Here is a 15293-nt window from a genome sequence, read left to right on the forward strand (position 1 = left end):
AGCGCACCAAAAAGCCCCCCCCCACCACGCGGAGAACCCGCAGGTGGGGGGGCTTCTTCGGCTGTGCTTACTTCTTCTTGCCCTGGTTCTTCACGGCCTCGATCGCGGCCTTCGCCGCGTCCGGGTCCAGGTAGGTGCCGCCCGGCTTGAGGGGGCGGAAGTCGGCGTCGAGCTCGTAGGCGAGCGGGATGCCGGTGGGGATGTTGAGGCCCGAGATGGCGTCGTCGGAGATGCCGTCCAGGTGCTTCACCAGGCCGCGGAGGCTGTTGCCGTGGGCGGCGACCAGGACGGTCTTGCCGTCGAGGAGGTCCGGGACGATGCCGTCGTACCAGTACGGCAGCATGCGGACGACGACGTCCTGGAGGCACTCCGTGCGCGGGCGAAGCTCCGGGGGGATCGTCGCGTAGCGCGGGTCGGCGCTCTGCGAGAACTCGGTGCCGTCCTCCAGCGCCGGCGGCGGGGTGTCGTACGAGCGGCGCCAGAGCATGAACTGCTCCTCGCCGAATTCGGCGAGCGTCTGGGCCTTGTCCTTGCCCTGCAGGGCGCCGTAGTGGCGCTCGTTCAGGCGCCAGGAGCGGTGCACCGGGATCCAGTGACGGTCGGCGGCCTCCAGTCCGAGCTGGGCGGTGCGGATCGCGCGCTTCTGGAGCGAGGTGTGCACGACGTCGGGGAGCAGGCCGGCGTCCTTGAGCAGCTCACCGCCGCGGACCGCCTCCTTCTCGCCCTTGTCGGTGAGGTCTACGTCCACCCATCCGGTGAACAGGTTCTTCGCGTTCCATTCGCTCTCGCCGTGGCGGAGGAGGATCAGCTTGTACGGTGCGTCGGCCATGGGTCCGAGCGTAATCGAACCCGCGTGGCCCCCGCGCGCCCGGCCAAGGGGCGGAACGGAGGGGCGGACCGGGCCGACGATTGACGGGCGGCGTCAATCCGGTGGCGGTCGGGGAATCCGTCTTCGTAATGTTCGGAGTCACGCCGGGCCACTTACGCGGAGCAGGTCGGCGTTCCTTTCGCATCCGTACGTCGTCCTGGGGGAAGCCATGTCCGTCGCCGGTCTCAGGAAGGCGGCACACGAGACGGTCGCCGGTCTCCCGCGGGAGTTCTGGTGGCTGTGGACCAGCACGCTGGTCAACCGTCTCGGTGCGTTCGTCGCCACGTTCATGGCGCTGTACCTGACCCTGGACCGGGGCTACTCGGCCTCGTACGCCGGTCTCGTCGCGTCCCTCCACGGGCTCGGCGGGGTCGTGTCCTCGCTGGGTGCGGGGGTGATGACGGACCGGCTCGGGCGCCGTCCGACGATGCTGCTCGCGCAGCTCTCGACCGCCGGCTCCGTGGCCGTGCTCGGCTTCATGGTGCACCCGGTGGCCATCGCGGGTGTCGCCTTCGTCGTGGGCATGGCCAGCAACGCGTCCCGGCCGGCGGTGCAGGCGATGATGGCCGACATCGTCCGGCCCGAGGACCGGGTCAGGGCCTTCTCGCTCAACTACTGGGCCATCAACCTGGGGTTCGCCGTCTCGTCCGCCGCGGCGGGGTTCATCGCCGAGTACAGCTACCTCGCCGGCTTCCTGGGCGAGGCGTCCCTGACGCTGGTCTGCGCGGTCGTGGTCTTCCTCAAGGTGCCCGAGTCCCGGCCCGAGCCCGCGCCCCGGAGCACCGGAACGCCCGCGCCGGACGAGGTGAGGCTGGGCACGGTCCTGCGGGACGGGCGTTACATGGGGGTCGTCGGGCTCTCGTTCCTGGTCGCGTTGATCTTCCAGCAGGGGTACGTGGGCCTGCCGGTGGCCATGGGGGCGGACGGGCTGTCCAGCTCGGACTTCGGTACCGCGATCGCCGTCAACGGGGTGCTGATCGTGGCCCTGCAGATCCCCGTCACCCGGTTCATCCAGCACCGCGACCCGAGGCGGCTGCTGATCCTGTCGTCCCTGGTCGCGGGCTACGGCTTCGGGCTGACCGCCTTCGCGGGGTCGGTCGGGGCGTACGCGCTGACGGTGTGCGTCTGGACCCTGGCCGAGATCGTCAACGCGCCCACCCAGACGGGCATCGTCGTGCAGCTGTCCCCGGCGCACGGCCGGGGGCGCTACCAGGGCATGTACACGATGTCCTGGTCGGTGGCGGCGCTGGTCGGTCCGCTGATGTCCGGTTTCGTGATCGACCGCTACGGGGCCGCCTGGCTCTGGGGTGCCTGTGCGGTGCTGGGCACGATGGCGGCGTCCGGCTACTGGCTGCTGATGCGGAACCTGGCCCGGCCGGAACCGGTGGTCGCCGCCTCGCCCGCGCCCGCGCCGGAATCCGGGGAACGGTCGGTCGCCACCCCCACGGCCTGACGGCCCGCCCGGCGCCGGTGCCCCGCCCGGGATGCCGGCGCGGGCGGCCCTGCGCCGTGCCGCCCCGCCACGGACACCGCCCCGCCACACGGACACCGCCCCGCCACGGACATCGGTCCGTTCGCGGGGCGGTGGCGCGGGATCCGGCCGGCCTCAGCCGCCGCAGCGGCAGGGCGCGCCGGACTGGCAGCCGCACCCGCAGCCCGAGCCGCAGCCGCAGGCTCCCAGCACGGGCAGATGCACCACTTCGGTCGGGGTCTCCTGCTGGGGTTCGGTCATGGGTGAATCGGCCATGGTCCCTCCTCAGGGCGTACGACTCGACGGCGTACGGCAGGTGCGTGGGCACACGAGCCGACGACGGGGGGCCGCGCGCACGGCGCAGCGCCCCCGCACCCCTTGCATGCCCAGGACGGAGGGCGCATCAACGGCGCACGAGCGCGGGAACTGAGGTGCGGCCGTCGCCAAGACTGCGCCCCCTCACGCCCCGGTCCGGCGGTACTGACCGCCCTGCCCGCCCCCGACCCCCGCCCGTCCCCGGCCCGGCGCAGCCCCCGGCCCGACCGTCCGATCCGCCCCCGGCCCGGTTGCCGGCCCGCCGGCCCCGGCTCGTCCCGGTCCGCTGTGCGCTACGCGCCCTCCACCGGGGCCGCCGCCTGGATCTCGTCCGCGTGCTCGCCCGTGACCAGGTAGACGACCCGCTTGGCGACCGACACGGCGTGGTCGGCGAAGCGCTCGTAGTAGCGGCCGAGCAGGGTGACGTCGACGGCGGTCTCGATCCCGTGCTTCCAGCGGTCGTCCATCAGATGCTGGAACAGCGTCCGGTGCAGCAGGTCCATCTCGTCGTCGTCCTGCTCCAGCTGGAGCGCCAGGTCGACGTCCTTCGTGATGATCACCTCGGCGGCCTTCGCCATGAGCCGCTGGGCGAGCTGCCCCATCTCCAGGATGGTCGCGTGCAGGTCGTGCGGCACCGCCGACGCGGGGAAGCGCAGCCGGGCCAGCTTGGCCACGTGCTGGGCGAGATCGCCCGAGCGCTCCAGGTCGGCGCTCATCCGGAGCGAGGTGACCACGATCCGCAGATCGGTGGCCACCGGCTGCTGGCGTGCGAGCAGCGCGATGGCGCGTGCCTCCAGGTCGTGCTGGAGGTCGTCGACCTTCTGGTCCGCGGCGATCACGCTCTCGGCGAGCTTGAGATCGGCGTCGAGCATGGACGTCGTGGCCCGTCCGATGGCCGAGCCGACGAGCCGGGCCATCTCGACCAGGCCCTCGCCGATCGAATCGAGTTCCTCGTGATAAGCGTCGCGCATGGAAGTCCCTCTCCAGATCCTTGCTGAGACCGGGGTCTTGGCACCGACCCCCACGCTTTCACGGTGCGGGGCGAACGCGACGGGATCCGTCCCCCGAAGTGAACCGTCACTTTCCCCTTGGTGAACTCTGGGCGACGAGTGTTCGAGATGGCACTCGGATGGCTGGGAGAGTGTCGGCGCGCCCGCATAACCTTGACGCATGGACGTGAATGCGGCGGTCGCCGCAGCTGCCGCGATCGCCGGTCTCTGCACCGGTGTGATCGCCACGCTGGCGTTCCGCTGGAGCGAGCGTGAGCAGAAGCGCCCGACGCGGACTTCCCTGCGGCCCGACGGCAACGCCGCGCTCCCCCCGGGCGTGGACACGGTCCTCTCGGTGCTCAGCTCGTCCGCCGTGGTGCTCGACGAGAGCGACAGCGTCGTCAAGGCCAGTTCCGCCGCGTATGCGCTGGGCCTGGTCAGGGGCGGGCGCCTGGCGGTCGAGCCGATGCTGCACCTGGCCCGGGACACCCGGCGGGACGGCGAGATACGACAGGTCGAGCTCGACCTCCCGCGCCGCGGCACGGGACGGGGCGAGGTGCTCGCCGTGTCGGCCCGGGTCGCCCCGCTGGGCTCCCGTCTGGTCCTGCTGCTGGTCGAGGACCTCACGGAGGCCCGGCGCATAGAAGCGGTGCGGCGCGACTTCGTCGCCAACGTCAGCCATGAGCTCAAGACCCCGGTCGGCGCGCTCTCCCTGCTCTCCGAAGCCGTCATGGGCGCCTCCGACGACCCCGAGGCGGTGCAGCGGTTCGCCGGCCGGATGGAGATCGAGGCGACCCGGCTGACCAATCTCGTGCAGGAGCTCATCGACCTCTCGCGGGTGCAGAACGACGACCCGCTGGAGGACGCCGAGCCCGTGCGGGTCGAGGAGCTGGTCGAGGAGGCGATCGACCGGTGCCGCCAGCAGGCCGGGTCGAAGCAGATCACCATGGCCTCGGGCGGCACCGCGGACCTCAGCGTCTGGGGCAACCGCAGCCAGCTCGCGGCCGCCCTCGGCAATCTCGTGGAGAACGCCGTCAACTACAGCCCCGCCCGCACCCGCGTCGGCATCGCCGCGCGGAAGATCGCCGCGCCCGGCGGGGACCTGATCGAGATAGCCGTGACCGACCAGGGCTTCGGCATCTCCGAGAAGGACCGTGAGCGCGTCTTCGAACGGTTCTACCGCGTCGACCCGGCCCGCTCACGGGCCACCGGTGGCACCGGTCTCGGCCTCGCCATCGTCAAGCACGTGGCCGCCTCGCACGGCGGGGAGGTCACCGTATGGAGCTCGGAGGGACAGGGCTCCACGTTCACCCTGCGACTGCCCGAGTCGGGCGTCGTACGGGGTCGTACCACCGGCGGACCCCTCGTCGTCAACGGCGCTGTCGACGACGACGGACCGTACGGAACCGATACTTTTGAACCATTTCCTGCCCCGGAGGCTCTTCCGTGACCCGAGTGCTTGTCGTCGAGGATGAGGAATCCTTCAGCGACGCCCTGTCCTACATGCTCCGCAAGGAAGGCTTCGAGGTGGCCGTCGCGGCCACCGGCCCCGACGGCCTGGACGAGTTCGAGCGCAACGGCGCCGACCTCGTGCTGCTCGACCTGATGCTCCCGGGCCTGCCCGGTACGGAGGTCTGCCGCCAGCTCCGCGTCCGCTCGAACGTCCCGGTGATCATGGTCACCGCCAAGGACAGCGAGATCGACAAGGTGGTCGGCCTGGAGATAGGAGCCGACGACTACGTGACCAAGCCCTTCTCCTCGCGGGAGCTGGTGGCCCGCATCCGTGCGGTGCTGCGCCGCCGCGGCGAGCCGGAGGAGGTCACCCCGGCGGCCCTGGAGGCCGGCCCGGTCCGGATGGACGTGGACCGTCACGTCGTCACGGTGTCCGGCGGCAAGGTCGACCTCCCGCTGAAGGAGTTCGACCTCCTGGAGATGCTCCTGCGCAACGCGGGGCGCGTGCTGACGCGCATGCAGCTCATCGACCGGGTCTGGGGCGCGGACTACGTGGGCGACACCAAGACCCTGGATGTCCACGTCAAGCGGCTCCGCGCCAAGATCGAGCCCGACCCCGGAGCGCCCCGCTACCTGGTGACGGTGCGCGGCCTGGGCTACAAGTTCGAGCCGTAGACCGAGGGCTGCGGGCTGCCCCCGGGGCGGCCGGGACCTGCGCCCCGCTTCCGGTCCGCTCACGCGGCCCGTGCGGGGGCCGAAGGGCGTCAGGGGGTGTCTCCCAGCGGAGACACCCCCTGACGCGCTGTGCGGTGCGCTCAGTTGCCCGCGGTGGCTTCGTCCGTCGGTGTGGCCGTGTCCGAGGGGCTCTCGGATCCCTCGCCCGCCGCCGGGGAGGCGGAGCCGGACGGGGACGCCGAGGGCGTGGCCGTGGGCTTCGTGGAGGGCAGTGCGCTCGGGCCGAAGCCCTCGAAGAAGCTGGTCGCCGGGACGATGGCGGCGCCGAGCTCGATGTCGCCCGTCTCGCTGAACGTGAAGGCGACGGGCTGCACGTTGCCGTTGGCCCCTGCCTCGCGGCCGTTCTCGATCACGGCCGAGGCGTTGTCCTTGCCGCCGATGACGACCCGGCCGCCGACCGGGACCACGAGCTTCCCCTTGCCCCCGGCGGGCTGCAGCTTCACGGTGGCGCCGGTGCCGGGGAGGGCGATCCGCTCCACGACCTCCTGCTTCGTGCCGTCGTTGAAGAGGGTGGCGGCGATGACGGCGGGGCCCTCGGCGTCGGCCTCGGGCTGGGTGATGATGTTCAGGTTCTGGATCTTGATGTTGTCGACAGCGGTGGCTGCGTTGTCCGGCCTGACCTGAAGCGTCTGCGCGTCATTGCCGGCGCTGCACGCGGACAGGGCGGCGATCGAGAACACGAGGGCAGTGGCGGCGAAGGCGCCGTGTCGAAGGCTGCGGCTCACGGCGGCGGCAACTCCTTGAACGTTCGGACTGCGGACTTCGGACTCTGCGGACAGGAAGGCCCGAGCGGCCGTAAAGCCGCCCTAAGTGTGTGTCAGCGGGCTCAGGTTACCGAGCCGTCGTCCGGGGCCCGCACCCGACCCGCCCCCCGGCGCCGTCCGAGCTGTGCACCGGCGCCCTCCACCCGCGCTGCGGACACCTCCCGGCCCCGTCCCCGCGGTCCCGCCGGCCACCGGGATTCGTGCCGCGTTCAGAAAATACCGCTGATCAGTGTCGTGATCGGCCGATGATCGATTTTCGGACTGCAGCAAATGTGTGGTGCATAATCCACCCCCGCTCCGGTCCGATGATCAATTCATTGGCCATCCACACTTAGGGCCGTACGGGTGATCGAAGTCCGAACGGAGTACGGAAAGTTCACCATCCGGAATCCGACAAAACGGGATGTTCGGCCCCTTCTGGAGGTCTTCCGGCATGTGTGACGGGCGTGTTTCGCTTCGGCCGTGCGCCCGCTCCGACCTGCGGATATCGCCTTCCGGGAGGCCTTCGCAGCACGTTCGTGGCGCAGTTGTCAAGCCCCGAGATATGCCCTGACCTGCGAAAACGCCATTCAGGAGATGCGGTTCTCGTGTTACTCTGGATAGCCACGGAAGGGGTACCTGTCACATGACGTTCAAGGTTGGCGACACCGTGGTCTATCCCCATCACGGGGCCGCGCTGATCGAGGCTATCGAAACTCGCCAGATCAAAGGCGTGGACAAGACCTACTTGGTGCTCAAGGTCGCCCAGGGCGACTTGACGGTTCGCGTACCGGCAGACAATGCGGAGTTCGTCGGTGTGCGCGACGTAGTCGGGCAGGAAGGCCTGGACCGGGTCTTCGAGGTGCTGCGCGCACCGTATGCCGAGGAGCCGACGAACTGGTCCCGTCGCTACAAGGCAAACCTCGAGAAGCTCGCCTCCGGCGATGTCATCAAGGTCGCCGAAGTGGTGCGCGACCTGTGGCGTCGCGAGCGCGAGCGTGGACTCTCCGCAGGTGAGAAGCGGATGCTCGCCAAGGCGCGCCAGATTCTGGTGAGCGAGCTCGCTCTCGCGGAGAACACCAACGAGGACAAGGCCGAGGCTCTCCTCGACGAGGTCCTCGCGTCCTGAATCCGGACGACACCGCTGACCGGATGAGGCCGGCGAACCGAATCCGGTCGTAGAAGATATGCCGCGGTGCCCGCTGACCAGCCGTATGTACGGTGCGTCGTCGGGCGCTGCTGCATGTCCGGGGGTCCTCCGCCGCGGCGGAGGACCGGCGAACGCCCACGGGGGATCCACGGTGATCCGCCCGGAAGCCGCTCGACGCTCCCGCATTCCCTGATTCTCTTTTTTGCCGAGCCTGCCGCGATCCGGTCGGCCGGGGGTCACGGAAGGGGTCCCGGCCGGATCGAGCCGCAGCGCACGACTCTCCCCCCGGCCTGCGGTCGGGGTGTGCCCAGCCCCTACCCATGTCCGCCGTGGAAACAAACCTGCCGAAGCTTCGGAGTGCACCCACGATGTCATCGATGTCACCGACGCCCGCTGAACAGGGCTCTTCCCGGACCGCGGCGGTCATTCCCGCAGCGGGCCGCGGCGTCCGGCTGGGCCCCGGTACCCCGAAGGCGCTGCGCGCGCTCGGCGGTACGCCCATGCTGATCCACGCCGTGCGCGCCATGGCGGCCTCCCGGGCCGTCACCCTCGTGGTCCTGGTCGCGCCCCCGGACGGCGCGGCCGAGGTCAAGAACCTCATCGACGGGCACGCCCTGCCCGAGCGCACGGACTACGTCGTCGTGCCCGGCGGGGAGACACGGCAGGAGTCCGTGAAGCTCGGACTCGACGCCCTGCCGGAGGACGTCTCCGTCGTCCTCGTCCACGACGCGGCCCGGCCCCTCGTGCCGGTCGACACCGTGGACGCCGTCATCGAGGCGGTGCGGGGCGGAGCTCCGGCGGTCGTCCCCGCGCTGCCCCTCGCCGACACCGTCAAGGAGGTCGAGCCGGGTGAGCCGGGTGCACCGGAGCCGGTCCTCTCGACCCCCGAACGGGCCCGGCTGCGGGCAGTGCAGACGCCCCAGGGCTTCGACCGGGACACCCTCCTGCGGGCGCACGCGAGCGTGGCGGTCGACGGCGAGGGCGCGACCGACGACGCGGGCATGGTCGAGCGGCTGGGTGCACCGGTCGTCGTCGTGCCCGGACACGAAGAGGCGTTCAAGGTGACCCGGCCCCTGGATCTGGTCCTCGCGGAGGCCGTTCTCGCACGCCGGAGGGCGAACGATGGATTCTGAAGCAACGCGGCAGCAGCCGGCCCCCGTGATCCCGCGCGTGGGTATCGGGACCGACATCCACGCCTTCGAGGAGGGCCGGGAGCTCTGGTGCGCGGGACTGCTGTGGGAGGGCGAGGGTCCCGGCCTGGCCGGGCACTCCGACGCCGACGTCGTGGCCCACGCGGCCTGCAACGCCCTGTTCTCCGCCGCCGGCCTCGGGGACCTCGGGCAGCACTTCGGCACCGGCCGCCCGGAGTGGTCGGGCGCGTCCGGCGTCACCCTGCTGACCGAGGCCGCCCGGATCGTGCGGGCCGAGGGCTTCGGGATCGGCAACGTCGCCGTGCAGGTCGTCGGTCTCCGGCCGAAGATCGGCAAGCGGCGTGACGAGGCGCAGAAGGTCCTGTCCGACGCGGTCGGCGCGCCCGTCTCACTCTCCGCCGCCACCTCCGACGGCCTCGGCTTCACCGGCCGGGGCGAGGGCATCGCGGGCATCGCGACCGCCCTGGTCTACCGCGCCGAGGGCTGACACGGGGCGCGGGGACCCCGGCCCCCGGGCCGGGCCCCCGGAACCGGCTGCGGTGTATCGCGCCTCGCGCCTCGCGCCTCTTGCCTCTTGCCTCGTCCTGCGCGCCTCGCGAGACGGGCTCGGGGCGCTGGGTGCGAGCGGGGTGGAGCGGTCCGGCCCGGCGGTCCGCGCACCTCGCTTCCCGCAGCCCCGCGCACCTCGCGTCCGCTTCCCGCAGCCCCGGCACGCCGGGGCTGCGGCGTCGCCCTCGCCTAGTCCCGGCCCCCCCGCCCGGCCCACCGACCCCGCACGGGGGCGGTCCGGTCCGGCCGCGCTCCCGTCGCCGCACACCCCGTCGCGCCCCTGCGCGCCCCTGCGGCCCCGGTGCGCCCAGGCCGCGGCGACGGCCCTGCCTGCCGAGCTCCCCGCCCCGGGAGCGAGCCCCACGTGCGGATCCGGCCCGGCCCGGCCGCCCCGCTCGCCCTCGCCCCGGCCCGGCCCACCGGTCCGCCTCGGCACTTCCACCCGCTGGACCCCGCCCGGCCCCGCTGGACCCACCGGCCCGCCTCGGCACCTCCACCCCGCTGGACCCCGCCGGCCCGTCCCGACCCCCGCCCGGCCCCGGCCCGCCCCGCCTCGGCACCTCACCCCGCTGGACCCGCCGGCCCGTCCCGACCCCGGCCCGTCCTGACCCCCGCACCCTCCGACGGCCGCCCCTCCGAACGCGTCCCCGGCATCAGGCGCCCGCCCCGCCGCCTTATTGCACATGGCTTGCACGTACGCTGGTCCGGCAGATGACCGGGGACACGGCCGAGAGCGAGGGTGAGCGTCAGTGGTGAGTGCGACCGCCGGGGCGACGAAGGTGCCGGACGCGCCGGCCGGTACGGGCGGCTACGTGCTGCGGACGGCCACCGCGCAGGACGTCGGCGGCGCGCGGGCCGTCATGCTGGACACCGTCTACCGCGACCTGCGCTCGGGCTACGTCCCCCGCTGGCACGCCGACATCATCGACCTCGACGGCGCCTATCTGCGCCCCGCGCGCTGCACGCTCCTGGTGGTCGTGCGCGACGGCGAGGTCGTGGCGACCGGTGCGGTGCGGGACCGGGGCCCGCAGGCGCCGCCCAATCCGCAGTGGGTCGCGGACCGCTTCCCCTCGGGGTCGACGGCCCAGCTCTGCCGGATCTACGTACGCCCCGGGCACCGCAGGCACGGGCTGGCCCGCATGCTGGTGCGGGAGCTCGGGGAGTTCGCCGCGCGGGCGGGCGGCTACACCTCGCTCTACCTGCACACCGACCCGTCCGTGCCGGGCGCCGAGCCCTTCTGGCGGTCGCTCGCCGAAGAGGTCTGCGATGAGCGCGCGTTGCCGGGCGGAGGGCAGGGCATCATCCACTTCGCGCTGCCGCTGCCCGGGGTCGCGGGGCCGGTCACCTCACCCATCAGATGATAATCGTTTCCATATAGGGTCTCCGTCATGCCTACGTCCCGAAACCGTCGCCTCCGGCTGCCGGTCGTCGTCGCCGCCACCGCCGCCCTGCTCCTCCCGCTCGCCGCCTGTTCCGAGTCGAGCGGCTCCGGCGACGCGCAGCGGCTCCGGGTCGTCATGGCCTTCCCGCCCGCCCAGGCCATGTCGCCGTACGGGGACGACGCGGTCACCCTGAGCCGGCTGGCCGTCATCGAGGGGCTCACCACCCTGGACGAGAACGGCGCGGCCCGGCCGGCCCTCGCCACGTCCTGGAAGCGGGACAATCCCACCACCTGGACGTTCACCCTCCGCGACGCCGCCTTCCAGGACGGCGACCCGGTCGACGCGGACGCCGTCGTCCGCTCCCTCACGGCCGCGGGCAAGGCGTCCCCGCTGCCCCGGGTGCTGTCCGACACCCGCCTGACGGCCACGGCCACGCGCCCCGGCACCGTACGGATCGTCACCGGGACCGAGGACCCCCTGCTCCCGCAGCGGCTCGCCAACCCGTCCCTCGCCGTCCTGTCCGCCGCCGCCTACCGGAACGGCAGGGTGGACCCCGCCGGCCACGCCACCGGCCCGTTCACCCTGACCGACGTCAAGGGCGCGGTGGCCGCCACGCTGGAGCGCAACTCCGACTACTGGGGTGCCGGGGCGAAGGCCCCCGGCGTCGACGTCACCTTCGCCGCCGACGGCACCGCCCGCGCCAACGCGCTGCGGACCGGGGCCGTCGACGTCGCCGAGTACCTGCCGATCGCCCAGGCCTCCCTGCTCGGTGACTCCTTCGTCCACGCGTTCCCGTCCGCCCGGACCACCGGTCTCTCGCTCAACACCCGGGACGGGGTCTTCGCCGACCCCGCCGTGCGCGCCGCCGCCCGCGAGGCCGTCGACTCCCGGGCCCTGGTCGACGGTGTGTACGAGGGCCGGGCCGACACCGCGGAGGGGCTGCTGGGCCCCGGCGTCCCCTGGGCCGCGGGGAAGCGCACCGCGCCCACCGGCCGCACGCCGGCGGCGAGCCGCGCGGAGGTGGCGGGGACCGAGGAGATCGTCCTGGCCACCTACACCAACCGGCCCGAGCTCCCCGAGGCCGCGACACTCGTGCAACAGCAGCTGGAACGGCGCGGCTTCACCGTGCGGCAGGTGGTCCGCGACTACGCGCAGATGGAGGCCGACGCGCTCGCCGGGAGGTACGACGCGTTCATCCAGGCCCGCAACACCCTGCTGGACACCGCGGACCCCGTCTCCTACCTCTCCTCCGACTTCACCTGCGACGGCAGCTTCACCATCTCCCGGCTGTGCGACAAGGGCGTCGACGCGGCCGTGGACGCGGCCGCCGCGTCGAGCGGCACCGACGCCCGCCACGCCGCCGTGATGGCCGCGGAGGCCGCCGTGCTGGGCACCGACGCGCTCGTACCGCTCGTCCACGAGCGTTTCGTCCAGGGCTACGACGACGCCCGCGTCGAGGGGGTCGCCCTGGACCCGATGGAACGCACCCTGATCACCGCCGACACCCACGTCGGGTGACCGGGTGAAGCACCTGTCCGGGCGGCTCGGCGCGCTGCTGGCCGTCGTCGCCGTCATCGGCCTGCTGCCCGGACTGACCCGCACCGATCCGGCGCTGACGATCCTGCACGCCCGTTACGCCGACCGTCCGCCCACCCCCGCCGTGCTCGACGCGATCCGCGCCGAGACCGGACTCGACGGCGGCCCGCTGCACGTCCTCGGCGCGTGGGCGTCCGGGCTGCTCCGCGGCGACCTGGGGGAGTCCTGGGTCTCCGGGCAGCCGGTCGGCCCCGACGTGCTGTCCGCGCTCGGCGTCTCCCTCACCCTGATGGCCGCCTCGCTCGCCGTCGCCGTCTGCCTGGCCCTCGCCCTCGCCGCCGGCACGCTCCGGCGCGGCGCCCACCGCCGGCTCGTCACCACCCGGGCGGGCGCCGGCGCCGCCGTGCTCGCCGCACTCCCGGAATTCCTCCTCGCAGCCGTGCTGGCCACCGTCGTCGCCGTACAGCTGGGCTGGCTGCCCGCACTCGGCTGGGGCGGCGCCGACCAGGCCGTGCTGCCCGCCCTCGCCATGGGCGTCCCCGCGGGAGCCCTGCTCGGACGGCTGCTGGACGACGCGCTGCCCGCCGTGTTCGCCGAGCCCTGGGCGCGCGCCGCCACCGCCCACGGACTGCCCGCCCGCCGGATCGCCGCCCACGCCCTGCGCCGCGCCCTGCCCGCGCTGCTGCCCCAGGCCGGACTCGTCGTCGTCGGCCTGACCGGGGGCGCGGTCGCCGTCGAGACGCTCTACGCCGTCCCGGGCCTCGGCGGCACCGCCCTCGCCGCAGCCCTGGCCCAGGACCTGCCCGTCCTCCAGGCCTGTGTGCTGCTGCTGCTCCTCCTGGGCGTCGCCGCCGGACTCGCGGCGCGGCTCGCCTCCGGCGCCCTGCTCGGTCCCGCACGGACCGACGGCGCCCTGCCCGCGCTCGTCGCGCCGTCCCTGCCCGCACGCAGGACCGTGGCCGCCGGGGCGGCGCTGCTGGCCGCCCTCCTCGTCGCCGTCGTCGTCGCGGGCCTGCTGCGCGACCCCTTGTACGCCGACGCCGCCGCCCGCCTCGCACCGCCCTCGGCGGCCCACCCGCTGGGCGCCGACGCGCTGGGCCGCGACGTGCTCGCCCGCCTCGGCCACGGGGCGGCCCGTACGGTGCTCACCGCCGTCGGGGTCGGCGCCGCCACCCTGCTCCTCGGCCTGCTCGCCGGGGCCGCCCGCGCCGGAGCCCTCACCGAGACCGCGAACGCCCTGCCCGCGGTCCTGGCCGGCCTCGTCGTCGCGGGGATCGCGGGCCCCGGCGCGGTGGGAGCGGCCGTCGCCGTCACCGTCGTCGCCTGGGCCCCGCTCGCCGCCCACACCGCCGCGCTGTACGCACAGGAGCGCGCCGCCCCGCACCTCACCGCGGCCCGCGCCCTCGGCGCCGGTCCCCGGCACCTGCTGCGCCGCCACGTCCTGCCGGGCGTCCTGCCCCCGGTCCTGCGCCACGCGGTCCTGCGCATCCCCGCCGTCGCCCTGGCCCTCGCCTCCCTCGGCTTCCTCGGCCTCGGGACACCGGCCCCGACGCCGGAGTGGGGCCGCATGCTCTCGGAGAACCTGCCCTACGCCGAACGCGCCCCCTGGGCGGTCCTCGCCCCCGCGGCCGCGCTCGCCGCCCTCGGCGCGCTCGCCGTGCTGACCTCGGCCGCCGTGCGCGGCCGGGGCCGCCGATGACGGCCCCCGTCGAGGACGCCGGCCCCGCGCTCACGCCCTACCTCAGGCTCCTGACCGCCACCCAGTTCGCCTTCAACACAGGCTTCTACGCGGTGCTGCCCTACCTCGCCACCCACCTCGGCGACGGACTCGGGATGGCCGGATGGCTCGTCGGGCTCGTGCTCGGGCTGCGCACCTTCAGCCAGCAGGGACTCTTCGTGGTCGGCGGCGCCCTCACCGACCGCCACGGCCCGCGGCCCGTCGTCCTCACCGGCTGCGTCCTGCGCATCGCCGGATTCTGCTGGCTCGCCCGGGCCGACACCACCGCCGGGGTCATCGGCGCGGTGCTCCTCATCGGTTTCGCCGCCGCCCTCTTCTCGCCCGCCGTCGAATCCGAGACCGCCAGGGCCGCCGTCGCCTTCGAGACCGCGACCGGCACACCGCGCGCCCAGGTGCTCGCGGTGTTCTCCGCCGCGGGCCAGGCCGGAGCCTTCCTCGGACCCCTCCTCGGGAGTCTGCTGCTGCTCCTCGGCGGCGACTTCCGGACCGCGTGCCTGGCGGGGGCGCTCGTCTTCGTCGGCGTCCTCGCCGGCCACGCCCGCCTCATGCCCCGCCGGCCGCGCCGGGCCGGACCCCGCGGACCGCGGGCGGCCGCTCCCCGCCGGCTCCTCACCGACCGGCCCTTCCTGGTGCTCTGCCTCGTCCACAGCAGCTACCTCGTCTCCTACAACCAGCTCTACCTGGCCCTGCCCGTGGAGGTGGAGCGGGCCACCGGCTCCCAGAGCGCGCTCGGCGGACTCTTCGCCCTCTCGTCGCTGCTCGTCGTCGTCGCCCAGCTGCCGCTCACCCGCTGGTCCGCCCGCCGCCTCGCACCCCGGACCGCCCTGGTGGCCGGGCTCGCCGTCGTCGCCGCCGGATTCGCCGCCGTGCCCCTCGCGCCGGACGGGCCCGCCGGGCTGCTCCCCGGCGCCGTGCTCGTCGTCCTGCTCACCCTCGGGCAGATGCTGCTGGTCCCCGCCGCGCGGGGGCTGGTGCCCGACCTGGTCGACGACGAGCGGCTCGGGCTCGCCACCGGAGCCCTGTCCTCCGTGTCGGGCCTCGCCGTCCTCGTGGGCAGCGCCGCCACCGGCACGCTCCTCGGGACACCCGGCCCGGTCCTCTGGGCGGTGCTCGCCGCGGTCCCCCTGGCGGGTGCCGCGCTCGCCCTCACCCTGTCCGCGGGGCGGCGCGCGCCGGAGCCGGATACCACCGTCACGGATCGGTTGTGACACGTT

14 protein-coding genes are annotated in these 15293 nt (G+C 73.7%); 10 read left to right on the forward strand and 4 right to left on the reverse strand.

Translation table 11 applies throughout. The features are described 5' to 3' along the window. Window positions 1–67: 67 nt before the first annotated feature. Complete coding sequence (locus ABZ172_RS13870) at window positions 68–829, reverse strand: phosphoglyceromutase (protein ID WP_356883583.1); 762 nt, start codon at window positions 827–829, stop codon at window positions 68–70. Between the two features lie 208 nt (window positions 830–1037). Between ABZ172_RS13870 and ABZ172_RS13875 the strand changes: the two genes are divergently transcribed. Further along, entirely contained in the window at window positions 1038–2321 is a 1284-nt protein-coding gene (locus ABZ172_RS13875) for an MFS transporter (protein WP_356883585.1), read from the forward strand. A 153-nt stretch (window positions 2322–2474) separates the two neighbouring features. On the opposite strand, the gene ABZ172_RS13880 is transcribed toward ABZ172_RS13875, so the two are convergent. After that, window positions 2475–2615 (reverse strand): hypothetical protein, encoded by a 141-nt coding sequence (locus ABZ172_RS13880; RefSeq protein WP_356883587.1) that lies wholly within the window; start codon window positions 2613–2615, stop codon window positions 2475–2477. Window positions 2616–2947: 332 nt separating this feature from the next. Next, window positions 2948–3625 (reverse strand): phosphate signaling complex protein PhoU, encoded by a 678-nt coding sequence (phoU, locus tag ABZ172_RS13885; protein ID WP_031093478.1) that lies wholly within the window; start codon window positions 3623–3625, stop codon window positions 2948–2950. 199 nt (window positions 3626–3824) lie between these two features. On the opposite strand from phoU, the gene ABZ172_RS13890 reads away from it, so the two are divergent. Together ABZ172_RS13890 and ABZ172_RS13895 are read left to right on the forward strand one after the other, a co-directional pair. Beyond that, window positions 3825–5093, forward strand: a complete 1269-nt coding sequence (locus tag ABZ172_RS13890) for an ATP-binding protein (RefSeq protein WP_356883590.1) — start codon at window positions 3825–3827, stop codon at window positions 5091–5093. Then, window positions 5090–5770, forward strand: a complete 681-nt coding sequence (locus ABZ172_RS13895; protein WP_069171393.1) for a response regulator transcription factor — start codon at window positions 5090–5092, stop codon at window positions 5768–5770. The genes ABZ172_RS13890 and ABZ172_RS13895 overlap by 4 nt, the downstream gene beginning before the upstream one ends. A gap of 140 nt (window positions 5771–5910) precedes the next feature. On the opposite strand, the gene ABZ172_RS13900 is transcribed toward ABZ172_RS13895, so the two are convergent. After that, the gene (locus ABZ172_RS13900; protein WP_356883592.1) at window positions 5911–6555 is read right to left on the reverse strand and encodes a DUF461 domain-containing protein; all 645 of its coding nucleotides are present in this window, start codon (window positions 6553–6555) and stop codon (window positions 5911–5913) included. A gap of 664 nt (window positions 6556–7219) precedes the next feature. On the opposite strand from ABZ172_RS13900, the gene ABZ172_RS13905 reads away from it, so the two are divergent. The 7 genes from ABZ172_RS13905 (at window position 7220) to ABZ172_RS13935 (ending at window position 15287) form a co-directional block, all read left to right on the forward strand. Continuing rightward, entirely contained in the window at window positions 7220–7702 is a 483-nt protein-coding gene (locus ABZ172_RS13905; protein ID WP_006380568.1) for a CarD family transcriptional regulator, read from the forward strand. A 389-nt stretch (window positions 7703–8091) separates the two neighbouring features. Then, the gene (gene ispD, locus ABZ172_RS13910; protein WP_356883594.1) at window positions 8092–8856 is read left to right on the forward strand and encodes a 2-C-methyl-D-erythritol 4-phosphate cytidylyltransferase; all 765 of its coding nucleotides are present in this window, start codon (window positions 8092–8094) and stop codon (window positions 8854–8856) included. Continuing rightward, entirely contained in the window at window positions 8846–9361 is a 516-nt protein-coding gene (gene ispF, locus ABZ172_RS13915) for a 2-C-methyl-D-erythritol 2,4-cyclodiphosphate synthase (RefSeq protein WP_356883596.1), read from the forward strand. Before ispD ends, ispF begins: the two co-directional genes overlap by 11 nt. A gap of 811 nt (window positions 9362–10172) precedes the next feature. Next, window positions 10173–10784, forward strand: coding sequence for a GNAT family N-acetyltransferase (locus tag ABZ172_RS13920; RefSeq protein ID WP_356883598.1), 612 nt, complete (start codon window positions 10173–10175; stop codon window positions 10782–10784). Between the two features lie 27 nt (window positions 10785–10811). Beyond that, complete coding sequence (locus ABZ172_RS13925) at window positions 10812–12323, forward strand: ABC transporter substrate-binding protein (RefSeq protein WP_356883600.1); 1512 nt, start codon at window positions 10812–10814, stop codon at window positions 12321–12323. Window positions 12324–12327: 4 nt separating this feature from the next. Then, window positions 12328–14040, forward strand: a complete 1713-nt coding sequence (locus ABZ172_RS13930; RefSeq protein ID WP_356883602.1) for an ABC transporter permease subunit — start codon at window positions 12328–12330, stop codon at window positions 14038–14040. Continuing rightward, window positions 14037–15287 (forward strand): MFS transporter, encoded by a 1251-nt coding sequence (locus ABZ172_RS13935; RefSeq protein WP_356883605.1) that lies wholly within the window; start codon window positions 14037–14039, stop codon window positions 15285–15287. Before ABZ172_RS13930 ends, ABZ172_RS13935 begins: the two co-directional genes overlap by 4 nt. The last annotated feature ends 6 nt before the right edge of the window (window positions 15288–15293 follow it).

The organism is Streptomyces sp. NPDC006296, from assembly GCF_040613235.1.
Lineage (GTDB): Bacteria > Actinomycetota > Actinomycetes > Streptomycetales > Streptomycetaceae > Streptomyces.

Coding starts and splice junctions, on each gene's coding strand:
- ABZ172_RS13870 (WP_356883583.1), bottom strand. CDS start 829: ATGGCCGACGCACCGTACAAGCTGATCCTCCTCCGCCACGGCGAGAGC.
- ABZ172_RS13875 (WP_356883585.1), top strand. CDS start 1,038: ATGTCCGTCGCCGGTCTCAGGAAGGCGGCACACGAGACGGTCGCCGGT.
- ABZ172_RS13880 (WP_356883587.1), bottom strand. CDS start 2,615: ATGGCCGATTCACCCATGACCGAACCCCAGCAGGAGACCCCGACCGAA.
- phoU (WP_031093478.1), bottom strand. CDS start 3,625: ATGCGCGACGCTTATCACGAGGAACTCGATTCGATCGGCGAGGGCCTG.
- ABZ172_RS13890 (WP_356883590.1), top strand. CDS start 3,825: ATGGACGTGAATGCGGCGGTCGCCGCAGCTGCCGCGATCGCCGGTCTC.
- ABZ172_RS13905 (WP_006380568.1), top strand. CDS start 7,220: ATGACGTTCAAGGTTGGCGACACCGTGGTCTATCCCCATCACGGGGCC.
- ispD (WP_356883594.1), top strand. CDS start 8,092: ATGTCATCGATGTCACCGACGCCCGCTGAACAGGGCTCTTCCCGGACC.
- ispF (WP_356883596.1), top strand. CDS start 8,846: ATGGATTCTGAAGCAACGCGGCAGCAGCCGGCCCCCGTGATCCCGCGC.
- ABZ172_RS13925 (WP_356883600.1), top strand. CDS start 10,812: ATGCCTACGTCCCGAAACCGTCGCCTCCGGCTGCCGGTCGTCGTCGCC.
- ABZ172_RS13935 (WP_356883605.1), top strand. CDS start 14,037: ATGACGGCCCCCGTCGAGGACGCCGGCCCCGCGCTCACGCCCTACCTC.